This is a genomic window from Ruegeria sp. CDSB086, assembly GCF_059611065.1.
The window spans coordinates 331,138-356,446 of the sequence record NZ_JBXWOV010000004.1; the positions used below are offsets into that span (position 1 = coordinate 331,138).

Below are 25,309 nucleotides of genomic sequence, written 5' to 3' on the forward strand. Positions count from 1 at the left end.
CGGTGACCGGACCGGCCCGAATTGGCCCGGTTTCCCGTTACTTACGCTTTTCGTCGTCAAGATCTTCGAATTCGGCATCGACGATATCGTCTTCACCAGCCGGAGCAGCATCCGCCGCCGCAGGCTCATCCTCGGTCTCTTCAGACTGCGCCTTGTAGATGGCTTCGCCCAGCTTCATGGCGGCTTCGGTCACGTTCTGAATGCCTGACTTGATCTTGTCGGCATTCTCGGTTTCCAGCTCGTCCTTCAGCGCGACAATCGCCAGCTCGATGGCTTCGATGGTGGTCGGGTCGACCTTGTCGGCATGCTCTTCCATCGACTTCTCGGTCGAGTGGATGAGGCTTTCCGCCTGGTTCTTTGCCTCGATCAGCTCGCGGCGTTCCTTGTCCGCCTCGGCGTTCTCTTCGGCGTCCTTAACCATCTTGTCGATATCTTCGTCCGACAGACCACCCGATGCCTGGATGGTGATCTTCTGCTCTTTACCGGTGCCTTTGTCCTTGGCCGAAACCGAGACAATGCCGTTGGCGTCGATGTCAAAAGTCACCTCGATCTGAGGCATGCCGCGCGGTGCGGGCGGGATATCTTCAAGGTTGAACTGACCCAGGATCTTGTTATCCGCAGCCATTTCGCGCTCACCCTGGAAACAGCGGATGGTCACAGCGTTCTGGTTGTCCTCGGCGGTCGAGAAAACCTGAGACTTTTTCGTCGGGATCGTGGTGTTACGGTCGATAAGGCGAGTGAACACGCCACCAAGCGTCTCGATACCCAGCGAAAGCGGGGTTACGTCCAGCAGAACCACGTCTTTGACGTCACCCTGCAGAACACCGGCCTGAATGGCGGCGCCCATGGCAACAACTTCGTCCGGGTTCACACCCTTGTGCGGTTCTTTACCGAAGAATTTGGTGACCTCTTCGATCACCTTGGGCATGCGGGTCATACCGCCGACCAGAACAACCTCATCAATGTCGCCCGCCGACAGACCGGCGTCTTTCAATGCGGCCTGACAGGGTTTCATCGACTTCTTGATCAGATCGCCGACCAACGATTCCAGCTTGGCACGGGTCAGTTTCATGACCATGTGCAGCGGCTGACCGTTGGCGCCCATCGAGATGAACGGCTGGTTGATCTCAGTCTGCGAGGTCGAGGACAGTTCGATCTTGGCTTTTTCCGCGGCTTCCTTCAGACGCTGCAGGGCCATCTTGTCGCTGGACAGATCGACACCGTGTTCCTTTTTGAACTCATCCGCCAGGTAGTTGACGATGCGCATGTCAAAGTCTTCACCACCCAGAAAGGTGTCGCCATTGGTCGATTTGACTTCGAACAGCCCGTCGTCGATTTCCAGAATGGTCACGTCGAACGTGCCACCACCAAGGTCATAAACCGCGATGGTTTGGGTTTCTTCTTTGTCCAGGCCATAAGCCAGCGCAGCCGCTGTCGGTTCGTTGATGATCCGCAGCACTTCCAGACCGGCGATTTTACCTGCGTCTTTGGTGGCCTGACGCTGGGCGTCATTGAAATACGCGGGAACGGTGATAACCGCCTGCGTAACTTCTTCACCCAGATAGCTTTCTGCGGTTTCCTTCATCTTGCCCAGAGTGAAGGCCGAAATCTGGCTTGGGGAGTATTTTTCACCGCGGGCTTCCACCCACGCGTCGCCATTGCCGCCATCCACGATGGCGTACGGCACCATTTTCTTGTCCTTCTGGACTTCTGCATCATCCACACGACGACCGATCAGACGCTTGACGCCAAAGATCGTGTTGTCGGGGTTGGTGACCGCCTGACGTTTTGCAGGCTGACCGACCAGACGCTCATCTTCGGTGAAGGCGACGATCGAGGGCGTGGTCCGCGCCCCTTCTGCGTTTTCAATGACCTTTGGCTGAGAGCCGTCCATGATGGCCACACACGAGTTGGTGGTGCCGAGGTCAATACCGATTACTTTTCCCATATGTTCAATCCCTTTCTCTTCAAGGCGATGTCTCGAGGTCCGGACCCGTTATGGCGTCCGGTCCCGATCTGGTTTGCGCAACAGCACTACACCATCGCGCGTCCCGGCGTATATAAGGGCGAGATCAGAGGCCTGCAAGCGGTGTAAAAGGCAGGTTTTCGGGAATCTGCGGCCTTTTTGACAAGGTTTTGGCAAGGATTGGGGAATCTTCAATGGCGCGGCTGCTCTTGCGCGGATTTGACATCAGAAAAGCCTATCTGGACGTTGCGGCACAAACGCAACTGATTGAGGCGTTGCGGCCGATTCTGAAATCTGCGCCGCTGTTCCGGCCGGTTACGCCCTCGGGCAAGGAAATGTCGGTGCGCATGACCTCAGCCGGAGCGTTTGGTTGGGTCACTGACAAAGGGGGCTACCGATATCAGGCGCAGCACCCTAAAGGAATGGTGTGGCCCGACATTCCTGATACGATACTGGGCATCTGGCGCAAGCTTGCCAGTACCCAACGCGATCCGGATTGCTGTCTGATCAACTATTACGGCGAAGGTGCGCGCATGGGGCTGCATCAAGACAAGGACGAGGCCGATTTCTCCTGGCCTGTCCTGTCGATATCCCTGGGCGACGATGCCCTTTTCCGCATCGGAAACGAAACCCGGGGCGGCAAGACCGAGTCGATCTGGCTGAACTCCGGCGACGTCGTGGTTATGGGCGGCCCCGCCCGCCTGACCTATCACGGGGTAGACCGCATCCGTTTCGGTTCATCCAAGCTGTTGCCCAAAGGCGGGCGGATCAACCTGACCCTACGGGTGGCGAGTTAGCGGCGCGCCCCCCAACTGGCCGACACATGCTGGCGGGTGTAAAAAATCCCCAGCAATCCAATTGTCAGCAAGGCCAACCCAACCCAAAGCGCGTATTCCCAACTGGAGTTACGTGGATAGTAGTTACGAAAGACAAAGCCACGGCATTGGTCAATTATGTGAAACAACGGGTTCCAGGCAAAGAAACTCAGCAAGAAGCCACCCAGCGCATTCCCTACAACCATTTTGCCCGAAAAAATCATGTTCATGCGTCGGTACAAGTTTCTGAGAATATCAGCAGTCCCGGGGAACCACGGTTTGAGCGCCATGAAAACAACACCCACCGCACATCCCGTAAACCAGGCCAGGATCAGCATATAGAACGCGCCGCCGGGCTCTTGGATCTCCAGCGGCTCAATTATGACGCTGTAGGCGAAGAGGATCACAAGGATCGAAACCAATTGCGTATAAAGCGATCCGAAGGCGGTCGCCAACAACGCGACCATCATATTCATCGGAGAGTGCAGCATCATCGGGTTGTTTCCTGTAGCCACGCCAGCGACGGTCGAGACGGCTTTGATGTGAGTCAGGAACAGAAACACACCTGATAAGAGAAACAGGATAAAGTTACCCCGGATCTTGGCCACTCGTGTGCCCAACATCGACAAGATCAGATAAAAAACGGTCACAAGTGCGAGAATTTGCACGATATTGATGATGATCGCGATCACGGCATTCGCGTGTTTTGATCGTATCCCGTGCACAACCGCATGATAGATAAGCTCAGCGGTCGTGAAAGCGCTGCCCAAAAGCGTCTGTTTTCGCTTAAAATAAAACACTCAGTACACTCTTTCCCGCTGAACTGCCTGCAAACTGCCACGAAATTCTTGCCGTTCCGTAACCGCCGCATCATAAGGCCCACAAGGATTTCGATCAACAAACTACAGCAACGGAGCATTTTTGTGACCTACGACGCCCTTATTCCCGTAATCAGACGTCTGGCGCTGGAAGCCGGGGACACGATCATGCGGATCTACGAGGCGGATGATTTCGACGTCAAAGTCAAATCCGACGCCAGCCCCGTGACCGAAGCGGACGAGGCAGCCGATGCCCTGATATCGGCAGGCTTGCGCGCCGCGTTCCCGGATATTCTGCTGGTGACCGAAGAACAGGCCGCATCACATTCCGTAAAAGGCGACACATTCCTGATCGTCGATCCGCTGGACGGCACCAAGGAATTCATCAACCGGCGCGGTGATTTCACGGTGAACATCGCATTGGTCGAAAACGGAGTGCCAACTCGGGGCGTTGTGTATGCACCGGCCAAGGGGCGCATGTTCTACACGCAAGCAGACGGTCAATCGGTTGAAGAAACCGGCGCGCTTAACAAGGCACAGGCCGGTGACGTAACCCCGATTTCGGTGTCTGAACCAAACAATTCGGCACTTTTGATCGTCGCGTCAAAATCACACCGCGATCAGGCGACCGAAGATTACATCAATAAATATCAGGTCAAGGACAGCAAAAGCGCGGGCTCGTCCCTGAAATTCTGTCTGGTCGCAACAGGGGAAGCGGACCTCTATCCCCGCGTCGGGCGCACGATGGAGTGGGACACAGCCGCCGGTCACGCCGTTTTGGCGGGTGCGGGCGGTAAGGTTGTTCGTTTCGATGACCACTCGACATTGACCTACGGCAAGGACGGCTATGCAAACCCGTTCTTTATCGCCTACGCTCCGGGCGTTGACCTGATGGAGGCCTGATGTCCGTATTGATTGCCATCCCCGCCCGCTATGCCTCGACCCGCTACCCTGGCAAGCCGCTGGTTCCGCTGACCGGGGCAAGCGGCAACGCGATGACCCTGATCGAACGATCGTGGCGCGCCGCCTGTTCTGTGTCAGGTGTGGACAAGGTGGTTGTCGCCACCGATGACGACCGAATCCGCGACGTGGCCGAGCGGTTCGGGGCCGAGGTGGTAATGACATCCGAGACCTGCGGTAACGGCACCGAGCGCTGCGCCGAGGCCCATACTGCGCTGGGTGCGGGCTACGAGATCGTGGTGAACCTGCAAGGGGATGCACCACTGACACCACATTGGTTTGTCGAAGACCTGATCGCCGGTCTGCGCGCCGCGCCCGATGCCGGCGTCGCAACGCCAGTTCTGCGTTGTGACGGAGATGCTTTGAACAGCCTGCTGAATGATCGTAAAAACGGACGGGTCGGCGGCACAACAGCCGTATTTGCCACCGATCACAGCGCAATGTATTTCTCGAAAGAAGTCGTGCCTTTTACTGCCGAAACTTTTGCTGGCCCCGAACCGACACCGGTGTTTCACCATGTCGGCGTCTACGCCTATCGCCCCGATGCGCTGTCAGCCTATCCAACCTGGCCAGTGGGACCTTTGGAGCAATTGGAAGGGCTGGAACAGCTGCGCTTCATGGAAAATGGTCGCAAGGTTCTGTGCGTTGAGGTGGAGGCGAAGGGCCGCCAATTCTGGGAATTGAACAACCCACAAGATGTGCCGAAACTCGAAGAGATGATGGCCGCTATGGGGTTAGATTGACCCATTTTCACCTTAACCCCTTGCAAGACGGCGTCTAACCGGGCGTGGCACCGCAATTTGGAACGATCATGAAAAATATTCTTGTCACTGGCGGTGCCGGGTACATTGGATCTCATGCCTGTAAGGCGCTTTCTCAAGCCGGTTACACGCCTGTGACCTTCGACAATCTCGTTACCGGCTGGCAGGACGCGGTGAAGTTTGGTCCGTTCGAACAGGGCGATCTGCTGGATCGTGCTCGACTGGATGAGGTGTTCGCCAAATACGAACCCGTGGCCGTAATGCACTTTGCTGCCCTCAGCCAAGTGGGTGAGGCCATGTCCGAGCCCGGCAAATACTGGTCCAACAACGTGACCGGTTCGCTGAATTTGATCGAAGCCACGGTGGCCGCCGGATGTGAGAACTTTGTATTCTCGTCCACCTGCGCCACCTATGGCGAGCATGACAATGTGGTGCTGGACGAAGACACGCCGCAACTGCCGCTGAACGCATACGGCGCCTCAAAACGTGCCATCGAAGATATCCTGCGCGATTTCGAGGCCGCGCACGGGCTGAACCACGTGATCTTCCGGTATTTCAACGTGGCCGGTGCCGACCCTGATGGCGAGGTGGGCGAGTTCCACCGCCCGGAAACCCACCTTGTGCCGCTGATGCTGGACGCCATCGACGGCAAGCGCGACGGGCTGACCGTTTTTGGGACGGACTACGAAACACCAGACGGCACCTGCATCCGCGATTATGTACATGTTTGCGATCTGGTCGATGCTCACGTTTTGGGATTGAACTGGTTGGAACAAGGCAAAGACAGCCGCGTCTTCAACCTGGGCACCGGATCGGGGTTTTCGGTGATGGAGGTGATTAGCCACTCCAACGCCGTCACCAACCGCGACGTGCCCTATTCGATTGGACCGCGCCGGGCTGGAGATTGCACAAAGTTGGTCTCTGGTTCTGTGCGCGCTGACGAGGATCTTGGCTGGTCCCCCAAAAGGTCCTCGTTAGAGACGATGATTGCCGATGCGTGGCGCTGGCATCAGAACGGTCACTACGAGAAATGAGCCTGTTGTGACTGGTACAGGGGAAGAAACGCTTCCGCCCATCTCATGGGTGCAAATGTACAAGCTTCGGCTAAAACGACAGCGGTTGTTGTGGCGGTCCTTTCGCAGCCGCCATCAATTGTCTTGTCTGAGCGACCGCACGGCGAACATTAAACCCGGTGGTATCCTGGCCTTCACCACGCTGCGCAATGAAATCACCCGCCTGCCCTGGTTCCTGCGCCATTATCGCGCATTGGGGGTTGATCACTTTCTGATCGTCGACAACGACAGCGACGATGGCTCGGCGCCCTTTCTCAAGGAACAGCCGGACGTGTCACTGTGGCAGACCCGGGACAGCTATCGCACGTCGCGCTATGGGTTGGATTGGCTGACTTGGTTGCAAATGCGCTATGGGCACCACCACTGGACTCTGATGGTCGATGCGGATGAGTTGTTGATTTACCCCGATCATGACACCCGGCCCCTACCGGACCTGACGAAATGGTTAGATGATCAGGGACGTGTAGAGTTTGGCGCGCTGATGCTGGATCTTTATCCCAAAGGCCCGTTGGGGGAACAAGGCTACGATCCTGAAACCGACCCGACCGAGGTGGTGAGTTGGTTTGATGCCGCGCCCTACCGGACACAACGGCAAAGCCCGCTCGGCAACCTTTGGGTGCAGGGCGGCGCGCGCGAGCGTATGTTCTTTGCCGACGCCCCACGCCGATCCCCGACGCTTAACAAAATCCCGTTGGTCCGGTGGTCGCGGCGCAACGCCTATGTGAATTCGTGCCATTCCGCATTGCCACGACATCTGAACGCCAGTTACGGAGGGCCCGGCGGCACAGCACCATCTGGTGTCTTGTTACACACCAAATTCCTGCCCGAAGTTGTGGAAAAATCAAAGATCGAGAAAGAGCGCCGGCAACACTTTCACGATCCCGAACAGTTTGCAGACTACTATGACGGCATCACGGATCGCCCCGTCATGTGGGCGCCAGAGTCCAAGCGATACACCGGTTGGAACTCATTGCAGCAACTGGGTCTGATGGGAACAATTGACTGGGAAAGCCACAACTCGAACTAACGGTTTTTAAAGTCGTTGCTTCGAAAGACGGAAAAATGGCATAAAACGGCAATTGTCCGGTACCACTCTGGCTTGTAAAGGCTCCGGGCACGCTCGCGTAATTAACAAAGGTTGGGCAGTCGCGTGGGCCTATTGGATTCATACCGAATGAGATTGCGGCGCAAGCGCCGTATATTGCGTTGCCTTCGAAAGCGGCGCGACCTTGATCCCGTTTCCGTAAATACAAATTCTATAACACGGAAAGACGTCCTGCTAGTCAGCGTCATACGGAATGAGAAAATTCGCCTGCCGTATTTTCTGACCTACTACCGGCAGCTGGGCATCAACCATTTTCTGTTCGTTGATAACGCCAGCAATGACGGATCACTGGAATATCTGGCGGGTCAACCCGATGTGTCGGTCTGGCGCGCTGATGCAAGCTATAGGCGTGCGTCGTTTGGGGTGGACTGGACAAACTATCTGTTGCGCAAATATGCGCACCGCCACTGGGTTCTGACCGTCGACCCGGACGAATTCTTCATCTATCCATTCTGCGATACCCGGCCGATCCGCGCCCTGACTGACTGGCTGGACGGCTGCGCCGTGCGCAGTTTCAGCGCAATGCTGATCGACATGTATCCCGAAGGGCCGGTCGAAGACGCCATCTATTCCGAGGGGCAAAACCCGTTCGAAATCGCCAAATGGTTTGATGCAGGAAATTATTCGATTACAAAGAACCCGACCTACGGAAATCTCTGGATTCAAGGCGGACCTCGCGCGCGTGTGTTCTTTAAGGACACGCCGAAAAAAGCGCCTGCGCTAAACAAGATTCCTTTGGTGAAATGGGACAAGCGCTATGTCTATGTCAGCTCGACCCATGCGTTGTTGCCGCGCGGATTGAACCAGGTATTTGATGAATGGGGTGGTGAAAAAACAAGCGGTGCGTTGTTGCACGCCAAACTTATCAGCACATTGGGCGAGAAGGCCCAGGAAGAGATGGAGCGCGGCCAGCATTACCGCAGCTCTGACGAATATCGCGCCTATGCCGAACATTTGGCGGACATGCCCGAGTTCTGGTGCGACAAGTCCGAAGCTTATATCAACTGGCGACAACTTGAGATTTTAGGCCTCATGTCAAAAGGAAACTGGGCATGAGCAATCTGGGCATCATTATGCTGGTTCACACCGCGCTGAACCGTGCCGGGCAAGTGGCCCGCCACTGGACGTCTTCGGGGTGCCCGGTGGTGATCCATGTGGACCGCAAGGTGCCAAACAAGGTCTATGCGGAATTCGTTGCCGCCTGTGCGAATGACCCGCTTATCCGGTTTTCTGACCGTCATGTCTGCAACTGGGGTGGGTGGGGCATCGTTGCCGCCTCGCAGTCAGCCGCCGCACTGATGCTTGAGACATTTCCCGATGTGCGCCATGTTTTCCTGACTTCGGGGTCCTGTCTTCCTTTGCGGCCAGTGGATGAACTGGTCAATTACCTCTCGGACAGGCCGCGCGTGGATTTCATCGAAAGCGCCACTACCTCTGATGTGAGCTGGACCATCGGAGGCTTGGATCAGGAACGCTTTACCCTGAGATTTCCGTTCTCGTGGCGCAAGAACCGCAAACTGTTTGACGCCTATGTGAAACTGCAACGCGCGTTGCGCATTCGACGCCACATACCCGAAGGGCTTGTGCCGCATATGGGTAGCCAGTGGTGGTGTCTGACCCGCCAAACCCTGTCGGCCATATTGCAGGATCCAAAGCGCGAGACTTATGATCGGTATTTCCGGCGCGTCTGGATCCCCGACGAAAGCTATTTCCAGACGCTGGCGCGCCTGTATTCTACCCACATCGAAAGCCGGTCTCTGACCCTATCCAAGTTCGACTATCAAGGTCGTCCACATATTTTCTATGACGACCACTTGCAGCTACTGCGCAGGTCCGACTGTTTTGTTGCCCGTAAAGCATGGCCCAACGCGGATCGCCTGTATCAGGCCTTTCTGACCGATCAGGCAGGCGCCATGAAACCCACAGAGCCCAACCCAAGCAAAATTGACCGGGTGTTTTCCAAAGCGGTCGAACGGCGCACACGTGGGCGTGACGGGTTGTACATGCAAAGCCGGTTTCCACGGCACGGCAACGAAAACGGGCTGACGTCCTCTCCGTATTCGGTTTTTCAGGGCTTTTCCGAAGTGTTCGAAGATTTTGAACCCTGGTTGAGCAACATCACTGGCGCGCGTGTCCACGGGCATCTGTTTGACCCGAAGCGCGCTGAATTCGCCGGCGGAGAAACCATCGTCAACGGCGGCCTCAGCGATTGCGCAAAGCTGCGGGACTACAACCCAACGGCTTTCCTTTCGAACCTGATATGGAACACGCGTGGCGAAAAACAGTGTTTTCAGTTCGGCCCCGCTGACACACAAGAGATCAACTGGCTCTTGGCTCGGGACAAGAATGCGCTGATTTCCGTCATAACCGGGGCCTGGGCAATCCCGCTGTTTAGATCAAACCTGAACTTTGCCGATATCCGCGCCGAGGCCGCCCGGCTGCAGCAGATCGAAACCAAACAACTGGAAATCCTTTCTTCTGTCTGGACCAAGGCGCGGGTTCGCAGGTGGACGTTGGCAGAATTCGTTGAATCTCCGGTCGAGCCTTTACAGACCGCGGTCGAGGATACCGGAACCACCCAAACCAGCCACCTGACCGAAGCGCCAAAAATGGTGGATCTGTCCGGGTTTGGCCAGTTCCTGCAAAACCTGAAGAACCAGGGCATGCACCCTTATCTCATGGGCGATTTCCCACCGGACGACAGCTTTGCGGACCGGGTCCGGCCATATCGAAAACCCTATCTGGTGCAGTAAAGATAAATGACGCCCCAATTTGACTACTTTATCATTCTTGCAGCCATGCGGACCGGTTCCAACTTGCTAGAGGCGAACCTGAACGCCATCGAAGGGGTCACCAGCTATGGCGAGGCGTTCAATCCCCATTTCATCGGGCGCTTAAAATCCGACACCCTGCTGGGCATCTCGGTGGAAGAGCGGGATCGTGACCCTTCTACATTGCTTGAGGCAATCCGGCAGGCACCAGGAGAACTGAACGGGTTTCGCCTTTTTCAGGAACATGATCCACGTGTGTTAGAGCCTGCTTTGGGCGATCCGCGTTGCGCCAAGATCATTCTGACCCGAAACCCTCTGGACAGTTTCATCTCGTTGAAGATTGCGCGCGAAACCAAGCAGTGGCAGCTGAAAAACATTAAGCGTCGTCGTGAAGCACAGGTCGAATTCGATGCCGAAGCGTTCATGAAATACCTGAACCGGCAGCATGAATATCACCTGATGCTGTCGCAGCGTTTGCAGCAAAGCGGCCAGACCCCATTTTACATTGCTTATGAAGACCTGAACCAGGTGCACTTGTTGAATGGTCTTGCCGCTTGGCTGGGTGTGTCCGGCAGGCTGTCGGCAATCGACGAAACACTCAAACCGCAAAACCCCGAGCCGGCGCTGGCAAAGGTGACGAACCCTGATGAGATGGAGCAGGCGTTGTCACAAATCGACAGCTTCAACCTGCACAGCACTCCGAATTTTGAGCCACGCCGACGTCCATTGGTGGCGAATTACGTTGCCGCACCAAAGACGCCGCTGATGTACATGCCGATCCGCGGGGGAATGGAAAGCCCGGTAGCAAGGTGGATGGCCGCGCTGGACCATGTTGATGTTGAACAATTGCTGACCAATCAGAACAGGAAACAGACGCGTCAGTGGTTTCTTTCCAATCCCGGGCATCGAAAGTTCGCCGTACTGCAACACCCATTGGCGCGCGCGCATCGGGCCTTTTGCAGACATGTCCTCAACACAGGTTCCGGCGCCTATCCGAAAATCCGACACGTCCTGCGCAACCGGTTAAAGATTCCGATCCCCGGGCAATTGCGCGATGGCAATTACCCGGTTGAGCAGCATTACGAGGCGTTTTCGGCGTTCCTGACATTCCTGCGCCAGAATCTTGCCCAACAGACAGCCATACGCGTGGATGCGGCATGGTGCAGTCAGTCGCAGGCCCTTGAGGGGATGGCGCCCTTCGCATTGCCCGACCTGATCCTGAGGGAGGATGAGGTCACGACAGCCCTGCCCGACCTGGCGCGCCGGATGGGGCACAACACACCGCCCCTACCCGAACTCAGTGAACCGGATACCCCATTCACTCTGGCTGAGATTTATGACGACAAACTGGAAACGCTGGCCGCCCAGGCGTACCAGCGTGACTATATGCAGTTCGGATTTGGGCCCTGGAAACCGATTAGGGACGCAGAGTAATCAGCGTGCCCCGGTTTACCATCGAATAGATCTCTTCGATCTCGTCATTCTTGACGGCGATGCAGCCCGCGGTCCAATCCGACGTCTTTTTGGCGCGCTTACGCTCTTTGCGACGGTTTGGTTGTCCGTGGATAAAGATATCGCCGCCCGGATCGACACCCATGGCCTTCGCTTTCGCGACATCTTCAGAATTCGGGTACGAGATCCCCAGCGACAGATGATAGCGGCTATTGGGATTGCGCCGATCGATCAGGTAGCTGCCTTCCGGCGTACGCCCATCGCCTCGCTTTGCTTTGGTGCCGTTGGGCGCAAATCCAAGATCAACCCTGTATTCTTTCAGGATCTTATCATTGTGCAGAAGATATAGTTTCCGTGAGCCCTTGTTGATGACCAGAGAGGTCACTTCGGGTCCGTTGTAAGTTAGAATTCTGGGGTTGGCCGAGGCACAAGCTGAGAGGCTCAGCGTTGCCATTGCACCCAATCCAAATGCTCGACGATCCATGTTCACTGCCTGCTGCTCTTTTTTTCTGTATTATGCCAGAAAATGTGAAAACTGAAATCACTTTTTGATATTTTGCTGCTCTGTCAGGCGACGTTCGATGCTTTCAAGCCGCTCCAGCACTTCGTCGCGATAGGCATCGGTTTTGACTTCGTCTTCGGCATGGTGCGCGTCTTGCATCGAATTCACGATCAGACCAACCAGCAGGTTTACCACCGCAAAAGTGGTCACCATGATGAATGGCACAAAGAACAGCCAGGCGTAAGGATAGATCTCCATTACCGGGCGCACGATCCCCATAGACCAGCTTTCCAGCGTCATGATCTGGAACAGCGTATAGGCTGAAAGGCCCAGATCGCCGAACCAGTCCGGGAAGGTCTGCGAGAACAGTTTGGTTGAAATCACCGCACCGATGTAAAACAGGATCGCCATAAGAAGGAACACGCTGGCCATGCCGGGCAAGGCCGAAATAAAACCCTCAACCACGCGGCGCAGGCGTGGCGCGACCGAGATAACGCGCAGCACCCGCAAAATCCGCAATGCCCGCAGCACCGAAAGGCCGGACCCACCCGGTACAAGAGCGATGCCGACAATCACGAAATCAAAGACATTCCAACCGTTGGTGAAAAACCTGCGCCCTGTAGCCAGCAGTTTAATCGCAATTTCAACAACGAAAATAGTCAGGCAAAGGCTGTCCAGTGTTACGATCAATGGACCTGCAATTTCCATAAGGGTGGGTGATGTCTCCATCCCCAACAGCACGGCGTTGAAGATGATGACACCGGTAATGAACTTCCCGAAAGCTGGTGCTTCGATAAGGGTCAGCAGGCGTTGGGTGATCCCCATTCGGGTAGTCTCCTGTAAGTCTTAAGGGTTCAGGGTGAACCGTGCCGCAAGTTCGGTGTGTGACGACCATCGAAATTGGTCAACAACCTGTACCCATTCAAGGGTGTAGCCCGCATTAACAAGAATTTTTGCATCGCGGGCGAAGGTCACCGGGTTGCAGGACACATAAGCAATCACCGGGCGCAGGGCCTGTGCCAGTTCGGTCACTTGCGCCTCGGCCCCGGCGCGTGGCGGGTCGATCACCACAGCATCAAAAGACTTTAGCTCATCCGGCATCAGCGGTCGCCGAAACAGGTCCCGTGCTTCGGTCGTTATCCGTTTGAGGCCCTGCGCCCTACGCCATCCTTGATCCAGCGCTTGCGTCATCTCTGCTTCGCCCTCGACGGCGTGAACTTCGGCCCCCTCTGCCAGAGGCAAAGAGATTGTGCCGCTGCCGGCAAACAGGTCCACAACGCGCTTGGAACCAACCACAGCTTCGGAAACCGCCTTTAATAGAGCCTGTTCTCCGTCTTTTGTCGCCTGCAGAAACGCGCCGGGCGGCGGAACAACATTTGCCTGACCAAACCGCTGAACGGGTGGCTGGCGCATGGCAATTACTTCACCATCCCAGCTGAGCCGGGCAAGACCGTGTTTCTCGGTCGCTTGTGCCAAAGCCAGCTCTAGCGGGCCGTCCAGCGGTTTGCCGCCTTTGACCGCCACATCAAGCCCGGCTTCGGACAAGGTTAGCGTCACCGCCAACACGCCTTTACGGCTGCCACCCAGAATCGCCAGTGCTTCGGCCACCGGAATGGCCGCGATTAGGGCCGGGTCGAGCAAATGGCAATCCGGGATCTCAGTGATCGTGTCTGACGCACGGCCATGGAACCCGGCCAGAGTGCCCTTTTTGGTCCGTCGTACCGAGATCGTCGCGCGACGGCGGGACCGTTCTGGCGACGTATGGATCGGGCGCATCAACGCCTCCAACCCTTGCGCGGCCAGCGCGGTACGCACCACTTCGACTTTCCAATCTGCGACGAATCCATCTGCCGCGTGCTGCAACTGGCATCCACCACAGGACTTGTAGTGACGACACGGTGCCTTGATCCGCTGGTCCGAGGGCGTCTCGACGCGGATATCTGTCAGAAATTGATCCAGCAGCGTGCCGCTGACGACCTCACCCGGCAAGGTGCGCGGAGCGTAAACGGGGCCATCAGCGATGCCGTCGCCTTGATGACCAAGGCGGGTAATAGTGTAGGTTTGCGTCATGGGGTGCCTGATACCGGGGCTTGGCCGGCAACAAAACCCTTATTCCGCAGCTTCAGCCTGAATGAACCCGCCTGACTGACGATGCCAGAACCGGGCATATAGCCCGCCCTGGTCCAACAACGCGTCATGTGTGCCGGTTTCCACGATACGCCCTTGGTCCAGGACAATAATCCGGTCCATCTCGCTGAGTGTGGACAGACGGTGCGCGATAGCCAGAACCGTCTTGCCTTGCATCACCCGATGCAAAGCCGTCTGGATCGAGGCCTCAACCTCGGAATCCAGTGCCGAGGTTGCCTCATCCAGCACCAATATAGGCGCATCCTTCAAAATGGCGCGCGCCAGAGCAATCCGCTGACGCTGACCACCGCTAAGCTTCACTCCGCGCTCGCCCAGATGTGCGTCATAGCCGATGCGGCCGTGGGCATCCTGAAGGCTGAGGATGAATTCATGCGCCTCGGCCTTTTTGGCCGCCTCAATCATTTCCTCTTCCGAGGCGTCAGGGCGGCCGTAAAGAATATTCTCCCGCGCCGACCGATTGAACATTGCGGTTTCCTGCGTGACCATGCCGATCTGACGGCGCAAGCTGTCCTGCGTTACTCCGGATACGTCCTGACCATCTATCAAGATCGTGCCCTTTTCACCATCGTACAGGCGCAACAGCAGCGAAACCAAGGTTGATTTCCCTGCCCCCGAAGCGCCGACAATGCCCAGTTTCTCACCGGGATGCACGGTCATGTTCAGGCCTGATACACCGCCAACATCCCGACCGTAAGCAAAGCTGACATGGTCAAAGGTGATCTGGCCTTCGGGCACGGACAACTCCGCCGCGCCCGTTTGATCCTCGACCCGTTCGCGCTTGGCCAGCGTATTCATGCCGTTCTCGATCTCACCCACATTGGCGTAAAGACCCATGAGGGTGAAGCTGACCCAGCCAGTCATCTGGGCAATGCGGATGGAAATGGCACCTGCGGCCACAATGTCACCGGCTGTCGCAGACCCCGCTTGCCACAGCCACAGCGTTGCACCTATCAGCAAAACCGGCAGAACCCCGGCCAACAGCATCAAGATAAAGCGGAAACTGGCCGACAGGCTTCCGAACGCCAACATCTTTTCACGCAGATCAACCATGGAATTTCGCGCGGCGTGATCTTCGAATTCCGAATGGGCGAACAGTTTAACGGTCTTGATATTTGTGATCGTGTCGACAACTTGCCCGGACACCATCGCGCGAGCGCCTGCCCGCGCCGCTGAGCGTTTACGGATGCGCGGCAGATACCAACGGACAAGCAAGAAATACACGACCAGCCAAGCCGCAAATGGCAGCATAACCAGCGGATGAATAGACCCTAACAAAAGTAATGAGCCCGCCAGCGAGGCCAAGGCAAACACGATCGCACTGATCGTCTCGGATACCACCGACGCCATCGCGTTGGATGTTTGCATCTGCTTCTGCGCGATCCGCCCGGCAAAATCGTCGTCGAAATATGTGACCGACTGGCCCAACGTCCACCGGTTCAGCTTGGCCAGAACCAACGGCGTGATATTGGGCATGACGATATAGTTGTTGGTCAACGACGAAAGCCCGAACAGGGCTGGCCGCAGTAGCATGAAAAACGCAACGACCCCAAGGATCATCCAGACGTTGTTGGCGGTCAGAAAGTTCTCGGGTCCGCTTGTGGTTGCTGCATCAATGACCAGGCCCAGCATCCACGCAGTGCCCGCCTCCATCGCACCCGCAGTAGCCGAGAAAAACGCTGCGACGAAGATCATTGGCCATGCGCCAGACAGGCACCAGCGAATGAACGCCCCCAGCGTTTGCGGCGGGGGCGTTTCGATGTTCTTGAACGGATTTATGAGGTCGGCAATCCTCATTCAGCGGCCTCCGGATTCAGGAAGCCCCCAGATTGCCGCGCCCAGAACTGGGCGTAAAGCCCACCTTGCGCCAACAGTTCGGAATGGCCGCCTTCTTCAACGATCCGACCACCATCCATGACCAAAATACGGTCCATCTGCGCGATGGTGCTCAGCCGGTGGGCGATGGCGATCACGGTTTTTCCTTGCATCATACCGTAGAGAGTTTCCTGAATTGACGCTTCGACCTCGGAATCTAGAGCGGATGTCGCCTCGTCCAACAGCAAAATGGGTGCGTCCTTCAGGATCACCCGCGCCAGCGTCACGCGCTGCCGCTGACCGCCGGACAGTTTCACACCCCGCTCGCCCACATGCGCATCATACCCCGTGCGCCCTTCTGGGTCTTGCAGATCAAGGATGAACTCATGCGCCTCAGCCTGTTTGGCGGCGGCGATCATCTGTTCTTCAGTGGCATCGGGGCGACCATAGAGGATGTTGTCACGCACCGACCGATGCAACAGGGCGCTGTCCTGCTGAACCATACCGATATGGCTGCGCAAACTGTCCTGCGTGACCCTGGAAATGTCCTGACCGTCAATCAGGATCGCGCCCTGTTCAACGTCGTAAAACCGCAAAAGCAACTTAACTAGGGTCGATTTTCCCGCACCGGACCGCCCGATCAGACCGATCTTTTCGCCCGGATTGAGGGTCAGATTGATGTGATCCAGCCCGCCGGTCTTGCGACCGTAATGGTGTGACAGATCACGGATGTCGATCTGACCCTTGCTCAGCTGCAATGGCTTGGCATTCGGCACATCCAACAGGTCAACGGGCTGGGCAATGGTCTGCATGCCTTCGGCCACGACACCAAGTTGACGGAAGAAGCTGGTCAGCGCCCACATGATCCATCCAGTCATCGCGTTCAGTCGTAGGGTCAAAGCAGTCGCCGCCGCAACGACACCCACAGATGCACTCCCTTGCATCCACAGGGAAATGGCCCAACCAACCACGCCGACGATCAGCAAACCGTTCAGAGCGACCAGTACCGCATCCATTATGGTGAAAATCCGCATTTCGACCTGAAAGGTACGACGCGTTTCTTCAATGGCTTCGCGGGCATAGTCCAGCTCTTGTTCGTTATGGGCGAACATCTTGACCGAATGGATGTTGGTATAGCTGTCCACCACCCGACCCGTCACAGCCGAGCGCGCATCGGACGCAGCCTGCGAAGCCGGACCGACCCTTTTCACCGTCCAGCGCACCAGTATGGCGTAAAGCGCAAACCAGATCAGCAGTGGCAACAGCAACCGTGGATCCGCCGCCATCAACAGGATCGCCGCGCCAATCAGATAGGCGATCGAAAATGAGATGGCGTCAAACACCTGAAACACAGCCTCGCCTGCGGCAGGCGGCGTTTGCATGATCCGGTTGGCAATCCGACCGGCAAAGTCATTTTCGAACCACCCAACGGATTGGCGCAGAACGTGTTTGTGGGCACGCCAGCGGATCAGGGTGCCAAAGTTCGGCAGGATCGTGTTGTTTAACAACAGCACATCCACGACATGCAGCATCGGGCGCAGCAGCAGCACAAACGCCGCGACCAGGATAAATTCGGTGCCGTGGTTCTGCCAGACCTCGGCCGGAGGGCCCGACAGCAGGTCAACCACTCGGCCCATGTAGTAAATCAGGCCAACTTCAACTGCCGCAACAACGACAGAGATTAAACCAGCCCAGAAGAACACCCGCATGAAAGGTTGCGAGTAATCCAGCATGAATGGCCACAACCGCGTCGGCGGCGTGTCGGCTTCCTTGTAGGCAACAAAAGGGTCAACGAGGTTTTCGAAATAGCGAAACATGGAGAGTGCTCCGGTTGAGCAAAAAGTAAGTCATGCGAAGAAAGATGGCGTCAGAACACCACCCTTACGGGTCAAAGTGTTCCAGCCTTAGCTGTCCCAGATCCCGTAATACATTCGCATCCCTCCATTCATGTGACAGGGGCAAATAATCATAAACTCTTTTACTTGTCATCCCCTTTTGAGACTTCCTTTATCCGCCAAGCAGATCTTCGCGGCCCAGTGTGAACCCCGAGGCGATCCACTTCGCCTCAAGATCGGCCAGTTTCTTGCCCAGCGCAGGACCGGTGAACTCGGGGATCAGATCGGTTGCCTTAATCGGGAAGGTCGCGCCCGCACCAACGTGGAGATCGTGTTTTATCGAGTCTAACCAAGGCATTTCCAAAAAAGAACATCGCAACAGCGCTTCGTGCAGCCCGTCTGCTTCACCGTACCGAAATCCCAATTCGGCAAAGCTGGCCGGGCTGGACGCCTCATCCCGCATTCGGGTCAGGCGCTGCAATTGCGCGCGGCTCAGGCGCAGGGTTTTTGCGACTTCCGGCGGTGCAATTGCCGCCAGTCGCCGCACCGGTTCCGGATCAGCGCCTGCCTGCTGTTCCAATGCAATCAACGGGGCCAATGCACGATCATCAGCACCCGGCAATAGCTGCACCAGTACTCCGGCGCTGCGCATTGCGGCGACGGACGGCGCGGGGTCTGGTGCGCCCAGAAGCTTCAAAAGCTCAGCGCCCACGCGTTCGCGCGACAAGCCGGCCAGCCCGTCCAGGTTGGACGCAATGGCGGCGAGAGCGTCGGGATCGAACCCTGCCTCGACATCGCCATACCAGGCGTGAAACCGGAAATAGCGCAGCGAACGCAGATAATCCTCGCGAATGCGGTTCGCCGCAGTGCCGATGAACCGGACGCGGCGCGCTTGCAGGTCTGGCAAACCGTTCAGAGGGTCCAAGATTGTCCCGTCGGGCCGTGCATATATCGCGTTCATCGTGAAATCGCGACGTGCGGCATCCTCTTCGACCTTGTCGGAAAAGGCGACGACGGCGCGACGGCCATCCGTTTCAACATCACGGCGAAAGGTAGTGATCTCATGCGGGATACCCTGACTAACCACGGTGATTGTGCCGTGATCAATCCCTGTGGGTATGGCCTTAAGCCCTGCTTTCTGCGCCAGCTCTACCACTGTGTCGGGCCGCGCATTTGTGGCGATGTCGATATCCGATACCGTGGCGCCCAACAGCGCGTTACGTACACATCCACCCACAAACAAGGCTTGGTACCCGGAATCGGTTAGGGCAGCACAGACCCGTTGTGTTGCCGGTTCCGTCACCCAGTCTTCTGTGATTTGCGTCATTCGTTGATCCGTGCTGCCAATCCCCGCAAAATTCGGGCTGTTGCGCCCCAGATGTAATAAGGGCCGAATGGTACCGTGAAGTAATACCGCCTTTGTCCGCGCCAGCGGCGCGATTCAACGATATAATTCGCAGGGTTGAGCACATGTGCAAGTGGAACTGAAAACACCTCGGCCACTTCGCCCGGCTCAGGCACGGGTTGGAAAGGTTTCCGCAGGATCGCCACCACAGGTGTGACGGTGAATGAGGTCACTGTTTCATGCGTCGGTAGGTGGCCAAGAATTTCCGGCATTTCCTGCGGCAGTCCGATCTCTTCGCGCGCCTCACGCAATGCAGTGGCAGTCACGTCCGCATCGCCGTTATCCTGCTTACCACCTGGGAACGCTATCTGCCCCGGGTGATGCTTAAGCGCCGAGGATCGCTTGGTCAAAATCAAGCGCGGGGCACCATCTGCTACTGAAATCGGAACCAAAACACCGGCAGGGCGCAGTTTGCGACCCTCAGGTAGGGCAAAATCGGGATTCAGGTCAAAATCACTGGACCCGTTGCCGGGGCGACGCAAGGCCGCCCGCAGCTGATCAGTTGGATCAGGCGTTGTCAGCATCAAATCCGACCGTAGTAGGATCCAGCACGTAATGTGCACCGCAGAACTGACAATCAGCCGTCACGTCGCCTTCGGGCGTGGTCATCTTTTCGATGTCCTTGGCCGAATAGATCGACAGGCTCTGACGAACACGGTCTTCTGAACAGGTACAGCCGAATTGCACTGACTGCGCATCGTATACCCGCGGCTGTTCCTCATGAAACAGCCGGACCAACAGATCCGTGGGTGCAATCGACGGACCGATCAGTTCCAAATCGTCGACCGTATCCAGCAGGATGTTGACGCGGCCCCAGTTTTCACCTTCTTCACCATCGACAAGGTCATCCGCTGTCAGGATGTTTCCGTCGCCCTCGCTGGATGCCACGAAGGGCGAAGCCTTAGGCATGTGCTGCAGCATGACACCACCGGCGCGCCAATGTTCGCCAACGCCGGGTTCGGTCGATTTGCCGAAGCTCAGCGAAAACCGGGTCGGTAACTGTTCCGACTGGGCGAAATACGCCTCGGCACAGGCACTCAGCGACCCACCGGCCAGGGGGGTGATCCCCTGATACGGCTGGGTCCCCTCACCCTGATCGATCATGATGGCAAAATACCCCTCACCCACTTGATCGAACGGCGCACTATCGGTCAGACGGTCGCGGTCAAAGCTGGCATAGGCGCGAATGCGGGCCGACTCCCCCTCTTGCTGAGGCGCATAATAGTCGGTCGCAATCATGCGCACCGGACCTTTAGACTGAACCTGCAGGGACAGCTTCCAGCGCAGCGCTACTGTCTGGCCGATCAATGCGGTCAGCAGGGCCATCTCGGCCACCAGAGCCTCGACCTTTTCTGGATAGTCATGCTGGCTCAGGATGCCATCAAGCACACCATCCAGACGGGCCACGCGGCCGCGCATATCCGATACATCAAGTTGAAAGGGCAGGACGGTGTCGTCCCACGCGATTTTTGTTCCAAGAGACATGGGGTTTCCTTACACGCCACAGGTTGGCATACCGCCAGCATATAGGTCGAACTATTCGGGTTTTAAGGGGCCATACATGATCAGACGGTTTGGTGAAACCCCTCAGGCCGGGCGAACATATACACGCCGGGTGGGTGTTTATGCGTTGCTGCCCCGAGGCCGCAGCCTTTTGCTGACCTGTCAGACAGAACCCAGACCCGATCTGCAATTGCCCGGCGGCGGAATTGATCCGGGCGAATCACCCATCACTGCCCTGCACCGAGAAGTGTTCGAGGAAACCGGCTGGTTGATCGCGTCGCCCCGCCGCATCGGCGCTTTTCGTCGGTTCACTTATATGCCCGAATACGATTTGTGGGCCGAAAAGCTGTGCCATATCTATCGCGCGCGTCCCATCCAGCGCATGGGTCCACCGTCTGAGCCGTTCCATGAAGCCATATGGATGGACACCGCCGATGCGGTCCAATTGCTGGGCAATGACGGAGATCGCCACTTTGCCGGGCTGCATGAACAGCGGCTTTAGTGTCCGTTGTATTCAAAGAAAACAGCCGAAACATCATCATCCATACCTCGGCCAGGTGCCATCGCTTGCGTCAGCCGCCAGAACATATCGTCCAGGAACTCCGTTCCGTTTCGATCCGGCCCGCAATCCAGCGCCATCTGCCGCAAGCCATCCTCGTCCAGCAGGCCACCGTCGGCGAGACTGCATTCTGTGAACCCATCGGAATACAGCAATAGCCTGTCGCCGGGTTGCATGTAGAATTCGGTCCGCTGAAACGTGACGTCCGGTAGCAATCCGATAGGCAACCCGCCTTCGCCCAGAAATTCCGTTCTGCCGTCCTGACATAGCAGCAGCGGGTGCGGGTGCCCGGCCTGTACCATTTTCACATGCCCGTTGCGCAAGTCTACGATGGCATAGACCATCGTGAAGTACTCTTCGATCCCCGTATCCGCCATCAGTCGCGAGTTCAGGGTTTCGGCTACTTCTTCCGGCGGTAGCAGAGCATAAAATTTGTCGAACCGCCGCGCCATCGCCACGTTCTGATCAAAATGATTGCTGGACAGATAGCCCCCCAAGCGTGCAGTCATCATCGCAGACGTGATGCCATGCCCGGACACATCGATACTGTAGAACCCAAGCCTGTTCACACCCGGAGAGAACATCCCCACCAGATCGCCGCCGATATGACCGCAGGGTTTCAGCAACATGCTGACCCGGGACTTGCCGAAATCGCGCGTCAGCTCGGGTACCAGCGATTCCTGTATCTTGCGTGCTTGGATCAGGTCCTTGTCGATCGCGTCATGGGCGACGCGCAGTTCTTCAAGCGCGGTTTCGATCAATTGGTTTTTCTTGGACAATTCGCGCTGCATATCCAGAATACGCGCACCGGCTGATATACGCGCCCGCAGTTCATCCGCCTCAAGCGGTTTGATCAGAAAATCATCCGCACCGGCATCCAGGCCGCGCGCCACTTCTTGCTTTTCGCTTTTGGAGGTCAGCAGGATGAAATAGCTGTATTGCTTGTTGTCCAAGGCGCGGAACGCCTTGCAGAAATCCAGCCCGCTCATCCCAGGCATCACCCAATCGCTGAGGACAAGATCCGGCGGGTCCGACGCACACATTTCAATCGCAACGTCGCCGCTATCGGCCTCAAGCACGTCGAAGCCCCATTTCTTGAGCGAGGCGACCAGAATACGGCGCTGCAGGCGGCTGTCATCGACGACAAGCACCTTTTGGATCACACCAAAATCCAGATCTGATCCACTGTCTGCCTGACTGACCCTCGTCACCTTAACCCTCTACCCAACGGCGCTTATCGGAATGGGAAGACCCTATCGCGCCGCAGTTTAACAATGGGTGAAAGCCGAAATTCATTCCGCTTAACCTGCTCTTTACCGGTTCCGCGATACCAAATCCCCGGGCAGATAAAGCGAGGATGGCATGATCAACTGGTCCAGGGTCCGGCAACTAAGGGACGAGGTTGGCGCAAGTGAGTTTGATGAGGTGGTGCAGATCTTCATTGATGAGGTGAACGAAGCCCTTACCCGGCTTCGAAACGACACCGCCCGCACCGAGTTTGAACAAAACCTGCATTTCGTAAAAGGTAGCGCGCTGAGCCTTGGATTCGAGGCTGTGGCCAAGCTGTGTCAGGACGGGGAACGACAATCGGCACTAGGGGACAGCAAGGCGGTCGACTTTGCCAATATCCTCAGCATTTTTGAACGCTCAACCGCCGAATTTAAGGCGGGGCTCGGCAGTCTTTAGCGAATGTCAGCGTGGCTTCTTCCTGTTCGCGACGCTACATTTCCCGGCAATTCCAGAAATCGAAATGAAGATTGAACAGGCCGGAGAGACACACAAATTGATCGTGGCTTCAGATCACGAACTGCGCCAGCGTTTCGTCTTCGGTAATGTCGGTATAGGTAAAGCCCGCATCATCAAGATGCGCAAACAGGCGCACAAAATTCTCAGGCTTTCGCGTTTCGATACCGATCAGGACGGATCCGAAATTGCGGGCCGATTTTTTCATGTACTCAAAGCGGGCAATATCGTCCTCAGGACCTAGAATGCCCAGAAATTCCTTCAATGCGCCTGGACGTTGTGGCAGGCGGAGGATGAAGTATTTTTTGACGCCCGAATACCTCTGCGCCCGTTCCTTAACCTCGGGCAAGCGTTCGAAATCGAAATTGCCGCCCGAGGTGACGCACACCACGGTCTTACCCCGGATAAAGCTTTGCACGTCGCCCACAGCCTCAACCGCCAGGGCCCCCGCTGGTTCCAGCACGATGCCCTCGACGTTCAGCATTTCGATCATGGTGGTACAGATGCGATCTTCGGACAGAACCAAAACGTCGGACAAATGGCGAGATTTCAACAGCTCAAACGGCTTTTCACCGATCCGACCTACTGCCGCACCGTCGACAAATGTATCTACGTGATCCAGAGCCACCGGATGGCCCGCCGCCAAAGCCGCGCGCAGACAAGCGCCACCCGCCGGCTCCACGAACAGACAATGCGTCCGATCCCCGAACCATGTGGCCACGCCAGACGACATGCCACCACCACCCACTGGCAAGATGACATGATCGGGAACCTGTCCAAGCTGTTCCTCAATCTCAACCGCTAAGGACGCCTGACCTTCGATCACGTCCTCATCATCAAAGGGCGACAGAAAGTACCCACCTTGCTGGGCGCACCAGTCTTGCGCGGCGGCCAGCGTGTCGTCGAAATAGTCTCCGGTCAGGTGGATCTCAATATTGTCGCCGCCGAAAATCCGGGTCTTCTGGATTTTCTGCTGCGGCGTGGTCACAGGCATGAAAATGACACCGCGTACGTTCAGATGTTTGCACATATAGGCAACACCCTGCGCATGATTGCCCGCACTTGCGCAGACGAACAGATCCTGCCCTTGCTGCTTGCGCATGGCATTGAACGCGCCGCGGATCTTATAAGACCGCACCGGGCTGAGATCCTCACGCTTAAGCCAGATATCGGCGCCATAGCGGTCGGACAGATGGGCATTCCGTTGCAACGGCGTTGCCGGAAAAACAGAACGCATCACCTGTTCGGCGGCGCGGGCGCGGGTCATGAAATCGGTCATGAACGTTTCAGTGCCGCATCACCGCCGAAAGGGCAAGGAGTACATATGTGTACGCGAGTCAGGCGAGTTCGCGCTTTTCGACACAAAGACCGTACATGGTTGTCAGAACGCTCAGGCTTACCATTGCGATCATCCAATTTACGATGGCCTGAAGCGCATACCCTAATAGTGCCGAGAAGACCCCTAAGAACCCTACAACAAGACCAATAGCAAAACCAAACGCGCCCAAAATCGGGAAAACGATAAGAATTGCTGTCGCAATAGGCCGCGTAGCACGCCACGAGTCATCAAATCTGATCGGCTTTCCCACAGCGCTTGCGGGAAGAACCAGGCTCAGACGCTGAGTGACCCAAATAGTAAAAATCAGCCCGACACCCAATAGAACGCCGCCAAACAATGACAGCGATCCTGCTATAAAACCGCCGGCGGCGTAAACAACGGCGAACAATAGGGCTACCATACCTAAGAGGATCAACCCTAACAAAAGACCCCACCCGAAATACCCTAAAATGCGTGAAACATTAAAATCCGGGATTGTCTTTTCTGGATACTCTTCCAGCAGACAGTAGCGATGCCAAGAAACAGCAACCCATAAGGTGGCAATGTAACTCAGAAGCCCAAGCAGCAAGACACCCTCGAACTGACCCTGTCCTCCGGTGACGTATTCCGACCCTTTTACGATGAAAAGCACAACCCCGAACAGGGAAACCGCTATTAACGGGGACGACACTCGCAACGCAGTACCAAAATCATTAAAAAACATGTTAAGCGCGTGCTTAAAAATTCTCCAACCCAACATCCG

At 56.5% G+C, this 25,309-nt stretch carries 23 protein-coding genes; 10 read left to right on the plus strand and 13 right to left on the minus strand.

The window, feature by feature from the left end; genetic code table 11:
* Window positions 1-37: 37 nt before the first annotated feature.
* Window positions 38-1,948, minus strand: coding sequence for a molecular chaperone DnaK (gene dnaK, locus AC2FIO_RS10820; protein WP_058275103.1), 1,911 nt, complete (start codon window positions 1,946-1,948; stop codon window positions 38-40).
* Window positions 1,949-2,160: 212 nt separating this feature from the next.
* On the opposite strand from dnaK, the gene AC2FIO_RS10825 reads away from it, so the two are divergent.
* Window positions 2,161-2,763, plus strand: coding sequence for an alpha-ketoglutarate-dependent dioxygenase AlkB family protein (locus AC2FIO_RS10825; protein ID WP_282170612.1), 603 nt, complete (start codon window positions 2,161-2,163; stop codon window positions 2,761-2,763).
* Here the strand turns inward: AC2FIO_RS10825 and AC2FIO_RS10830 are convergent.
* Complete coding sequence (locus AC2FIO_RS10830) at window positions 2,760-3,581, minus strand: ABC transporter permease (protein ID WP_282170611.1); 822 nt, start codon at window positions 3,579-3,581, stop codon at window positions 2,760-2,762. The genes AC2FIO_RS10825 and AC2FIO_RS10830 overlap by 4 nt on opposite strands.
* Window positions 3,582-3,704: 123 nt before the next feature.
* Here AC2FIO_RS10830 and cysQ point away from each other — a divergent pair, with 123 nt between their 5' ends.
* The 7 genes from cysQ (at window position 3,705) to AC2FIO_RS10865 (ending at window position 11,703) form a co-directional block, all read left to right on the plus strand.
* A complete protein-coding gene (cysQ, locus tag AC2FIO_RS10835; RefSeq protein ID WP_496697539.1) occupies window positions 3,705-4,502 on the plus strand; it encodes a 3'(2'),5'-bisphosphate nucleotidase CysQ in 798 nt (265 codons plus the stop codon).
* Window positions 4,502-5,302: a 3-deoxy-manno-octulosonate cytidylyltransferase gene (locus AC2FIO_RS10840; protein ID WP_472722525.1), complete on the plus strand. Its 801-nt coding sequence runs from the start codon at window positions 4,502-4,504 to the stop codon at window positions 5,300-5,302. The genes cysQ and AC2FIO_RS10840 overlap by 1 nt, the downstream gene beginning before the upstream one ends.
* A 68-nt stretch (window positions 5,303-5,370) precedes the next feature.
* Window positions 5,371-6,354: a UDP-glucose 4-epimerase GalE gene (gene galE, locus AC2FIO_RS10845; RefSeq protein WP_496697542.1), complete on the plus strand. Its 984-nt coding sequence runs from the start codon at window positions 5,371-5,373 to the stop codon at window positions 6,352-6,354.
* 7 nt (window positions 6,355-6,361) lie between these two features.
* Entirely contained in the window at window positions 6,362-7,420 is a 1,059-nt protein-coding gene (locus AC2FIO_RS10850; protein WP_496697544.1) for a glycosyltransferase family 2 protein, read from the plus strand.
* A 147-nt stretch (window positions 7,421-7,567) separates the two neighbouring features.
* Window positions 7,568-8,554 carry a glycosyltransferase family 2 protein gene (locus tag AC2FIO_RS10855; protein ID WP_496697545.1) on the plus strand — a complete coding sequence of 329 codons (987 nt, stop codon included), beginning with the start codon at window positions 7,568-7,570 and terminating at the stop codon, window positions 8,552-8,554.
* A complete protein-coding gene (locus AC2FIO_RS10860) occupies window positions 8,551-10,251 on the plus strand; it encodes a DUF5927 domain-containing protein (RefSeq protein WP_496697547.1) in 1,701 nt (566 codons plus the stop codon). The genes AC2FIO_RS10855 and AC2FIO_RS10860 overlap by 4 nt, the downstream gene beginning before the upstream one ends.
* Before the next feature lie 6 nt (window positions 10,252-10,257).
* On the plus strand, window positions 10,258-11,703 hold the full coding sequence (locus AC2FIO_RS10865; protein ID WP_496697549.1) for a nodulation protein NodH: 1,446 nt from the start codon (window positions 10,258-10,260) through the stop codon (window positions 11,701-11,703).
* Here the strand turns inward: AC2FIO_RS10865 and AC2FIO_RS10870 are convergent.
* The 8 genes from AC2FIO_RS10870 to hslO form a co-directional block, all read right to left on the minus strand.
* Window positions 11,687-12,205, minus strand: a complete 519-nt coding sequence (locus tag AC2FIO_RS10870) for a L,D-transpeptidase family protein (protein WP_496697551.1) — start codon at window positions 12,203-12,205, stop codon at window positions 11,687-11,689. The genes AC2FIO_RS10865 and AC2FIO_RS10870 overlap by 17 nt on opposite strands.
* A gap of 57 nt (window positions 12,206-12,262) precedes the next feature.
* A complete protein-coding gene (locus AC2FIO_RS10875; protein ID WP_472722519.1) occupies window positions 12,263-13,048 on the minus strand; it encodes an ion transporter in 786 nt (261 codons plus the stop codon).
* 21 nt (window positions 13,049-13,069) lie between these two features.
* The gene (locus AC2FIO_RS10880) at window positions 13,070-14,293 is read right to left on the minus strand and encodes a class I SAM-dependent RNA methyltransferase (protein ID WP_496697554.1); all 1,224 of its coding nucleotides are present in this window, start codon (window positions 14,291-14,293) and stop codon (window positions 13,070-13,072) included.
* Between the two features lie 39 nt (window positions 14,294-14,332).
* Entirely contained in the window at window positions 14,333-16,165 is a 1,833-nt protein-coding gene (locus tag AC2FIO_RS10885; RefSeq protein ID WP_282170603.1) for an ABC transporter ATP-binding protein, read from the minus strand.
* Window positions 16,162-18,000 carry an ABC transporter ATP-binding protein gene (locus tag AC2FIO_RS10890; protein ID WP_496697557.1) on the minus strand — a complete coding sequence of 613 codons (1,839 nt, stop codon included), beginning with the start codon at window positions 17,998-18,000 and terminating at the stop codon, window positions 16,162-16,164. The genes AC2FIO_RS10885 and AC2FIO_RS10890 overlap by 4 nt, the downstream gene beginning before the upstream one ends.
* 190 nt (window positions 18,001-18,190) lie before the next feature.
* Window positions 18,191-19,345, minus strand: coding sequence for a CCA tRNA nucleotidyltransferase (locus AC2FIO_RS10895; protein WP_496697558.1), 1,155 nt, complete (start codon window positions 19,343-19,345; stop codon window positions 18,191-18,193).
* Entirely contained in the window at window positions 19,342-19,947 is a 606-nt protein-coding gene (locus tag AC2FIO_RS10900; RefSeq protein ID WP_496697560.1) for a CoA pyrophosphatase, read from the minus strand. Before AC2FIO_RS10900 ends, AC2FIO_RS10895 begins: the two co-directional genes overlap by 4 nt.
* Window positions 19,931-20,908, minus strand: coding sequence for an Hsp33 family molecular chaperone HslO (gene hslO, locus AC2FIO_RS10905; RefSeq protein WP_472722514.1), 978 nt, complete (start codon window positions 20,906-20,908; stop codon window positions 19,931-19,933). Before hslO ends, AC2FIO_RS10900 begins: the two co-directional genes overlap by 17 nt.
* Window positions 20,909-20,984: 76 nt before the next feature.
* Between hslO and AC2FIO_RS10910 the strand changes: the two genes are divergently transcribed.
* Complete coding sequence (locus AC2FIO_RS10910) at window positions 20,985-21,428, plus strand: NUDIX hydrolase (protein WP_496697562.1); 444 nt, start codon at window positions 20,985-20,987, stop codon at window positions 21,426-21,428.
* On the opposite strand, the gene AC2FIO_RS10915 is transcribed toward AC2FIO_RS10910, so the two are convergent.
* A complete protein-coding gene (locus AC2FIO_RS10915; protein ID WP_496697564.1) occupies window positions 21,425-22,696 on the minus strand; it encodes a PP2C family protein-serine/threonine phosphatase in 1,272 nt (423 codons plus the stop codon). The two genes, AC2FIO_RS10910 and AC2FIO_RS10915, sit on opposite strands and share 4 nt — an antisense overlap.
* 151 nt (window positions 22,697-22,847) lie before the next feature.
* Between AC2FIO_RS10915 and AC2FIO_RS10920 the strand changes: the two genes are divergently transcribed.
* A complete protein-coding gene (locus AC2FIO_RS10920) occupies window positions 22,848-23,171 on the plus strand; it encodes an Hpt domain-containing protein (RefSeq protein WP_496697566.1) in 324 nt (107 codons plus the stop codon).
* A 109-nt stretch (window positions 23,172-23,280) separates the two neighbouring features.
* Here the strand turns inward: AC2FIO_RS10920 and ilvA are convergent, their stop codons facing one another.
* Complete coding sequence (gene ilvA / locus AC2FIO_RS10925) at window positions 23,281-24,507, minus strand: threonine ammonia-lyase IlvA (RefSeq protein ID WP_496697568.1); 1,227 nt, start codon at window positions 24,505-24,507, stop codon at window positions 23,281-23,283.
* A 58-nt stretch (window positions 24,508-24,565) separates the two neighbouring features.
* The gene (locus tag AC2FIO_RS10930; protein WP_496697570.1) at window positions 24,566-25,270 is read right to left on the minus strand and encodes a hypothetical protein; all 705 of its coding nucleotides are present in this window, start codon (window positions 25,268-25,270) and stop codon (window positions 24,566-24,568) included.
* Window positions 25,271-25,309: the final 39 nt, after the last annotated feature.

Coding starts and splice junctions, on each gene's coding strand:
- dnaK (WP_058275103.1), bottom strand. CDS start 1,948: ATGGGAAAAGTAATCGGTATTGACCTCGGCACCACCAACTCGTGTGTG.
- AC2FIO_RS10825 (WP_282170612.1), top strand. CDS start 2,161: ATGGCGCGGCTGCTCTTGCGCGGATTTGACATCAGAAAAGCCTATCTG.
- AC2FIO_RS10840 (WP_472722525.1), top strand. CDS start 4,502: ATGTCCGTATTGATTGCCATCCCCGCCCGCTATGCCTCGACCCGCTAC.
- galE (WP_496697542.1), top strand. CDS start 5,371: ATGAAAAATATTCTTGTCACTGGCGGTGCCGGGTACATTGGATCTCAT.
- AC2FIO_RS10855 (WP_496697545.1), top strand. CDS start 7,568: ATGAGATTGCGGCGCAAGCGCCGTATATTGCGTTGCCTTCGAAAGCGG.
- AC2FIO_RS10860 (WP_496697547.1), top strand. CDS start 8,551: ATGAGCAATCTGGGCATCATTATGCTGGTTCACACCGCGCTGAACCGT.
- AC2FIO_RS10865 (WP_496697549.1), top strand. CDS start 10,258: ATGACGCCCCAATTTGACTACTTTATCATTCTTGCAGCCATGCGGACC.
- AC2FIO_RS10870 (WP_496697551.1), bottom strand. CDS start 12,205: ATGGATCGTCGAGCATTTGGATTGGGTGCAATGGCAACGCTGAGCCTC.
- AC2FIO_RS10875 (WP_472722519.1), bottom strand. CDS start 13,048: ATGGGGATCACCCAACGCCTGCTGACCCTTATCGAAGCACCAGCTTTC.
- AC2FIO_RS10880 (WP_496697554.1), bottom strand. CDS start 14,293: ATGACGCAAACCTACACTATTACCCGCCTTGGTCATCAAGGCGACGGC.
- AC2FIO_RS10885 (WP_282170603.1), bottom strand. CDS start 16,165: ATGAGGATTGCCGACCTCATAAATCCGTTCAAGAACATCGAAACGCCC.
- AC2FIO_RS10890 (WP_496697557.1), bottom strand. CDS start 18,000: ATGTTTCGCTATTTCGAAAACCTCGTTGACCCTTTTGTTGCCTACAAG.
- AC2FIO_RS10895 (WP_496697558.1), bottom strand. CDS start 19,345: ATGACGCAAATCACAGAAGACTGGGTGACGGAACCGGCAACACAACGG.
- AC2FIO_RS10900 (WP_496697560.1), bottom strand. CDS start 19,947: ATGCTGACAACGCCTGATCCAACTGATCAGCTGCGGGCGGCCTTGCGT.
- hslO (WP_472722514.1), bottom strand. CDS start 20,908: ATGTCTCTTGGAACAAAAATCGCGTGGGACGACACCGTCCTGCCCTTT.
- AC2FIO_RS10910 (WP_496697562.1), top strand. CDS start 20,985: ATGATCAGACGGTTTGGTGAAACCCCTCAGGCCGGGCGAACATATACA.
- AC2FIO_RS10920 (WP_496697566.1), top strand. CDS start 22,848: ATGATCAACTGGTCCAGGGTCCGGCAACTAAGGGACGAGGTTGGCGCA.
- ilvA (WP_496697568.1), bottom strand. CDS start 24,507: ATGACCGATTTCATGACCCGCGCCCGCGCCGCCGAACAGGTGATGCGT.
- AC2FIO_RS10930 (WP_496697570.1), bottom strand. CDS start 25,270: ATGTTTTTTAATGATTTTGGTACTGCGTTGCGAGTGTCGTCCCCGTTA.